Below are 690 nucleotides of genomic sequence, written 5' to 3' on the forward strand. Positions count from 1 at the left end.
AACCGTCACTGTTGAGCAGCCGGATGCTCCTGACACCAAGCAGAACGAAGAGTTCGATCCGGTGTACGACGGCGGTACGGGTAAGCCTGGTGAGGACGTCAAGATCGACGAGCCTACCTTCAAGGACAAGGACGGCAACCCGACTACTGCTCCTGATGGCACCACGTTCACCCCGGGTGAAGGTACTCCAGATGGTGTGACCATTGATGAGAACACCGGTGAAATCACCGTTACCATCCCTGAGGATGCTACCCCTGGTGACAAGATCACTGTTCCGGTTGAGGTGACTTACCCGGATGGTTCCACCGACGAGGTTGACGTCACTGTCACGGTGACTGAGAAGGACGCTACCCCGGTAACGCCAGTTGCTCCGACCGAGAACAACCCGTCTACGGGTGCTTCTGCGGACGACCCGGCATCCTGTGAGGAGCCGCCGTACGTCACTGTTGAAGAGACCGAGGGCGTTGAGTACAAGGTCACTGTCGACGGCAAGGAGCTGACCCCGGACGCAGATGGCAAGTACGTCTACGACTACGGTCAGACGGTCAAGGTTGAAGCGTTCCCGACCGAGGGCTTTACCTTCCCGGAGGGGGCCCAAACGACGTGGACTTACACGACTCAGCAGAATGAGGTTTGTGACGCTCCTGATACCAAGCAGAATGAGACCTTTGAGCCTGGTTATGAGGATGG

1 protein-coding gene is annotated in these 690 nt (G+C 57.5%); it reads left to right on the forward strand.

The window, feature by feature from the left end; all coding sequences use genetic code 11:
• Positions 1–690, forward strand: a 690-nt coding sequence (locus HMPREF2996_RS07530; protein WP_210398907.1) for a YPDG domain-containing protein, incomplete at both ends; no start/stop codon positions are given.

Source organism: Corynebacterium sp. HMSC066C02 (assembly GCF_001814945.1).
Classification (GTDB): Bacteria; Actinomycetota; Actinomycetes; order Mycobacteriales; family Mycobacteriaceae; genus Corynebacterium; species Corynebacterium aurimucosum.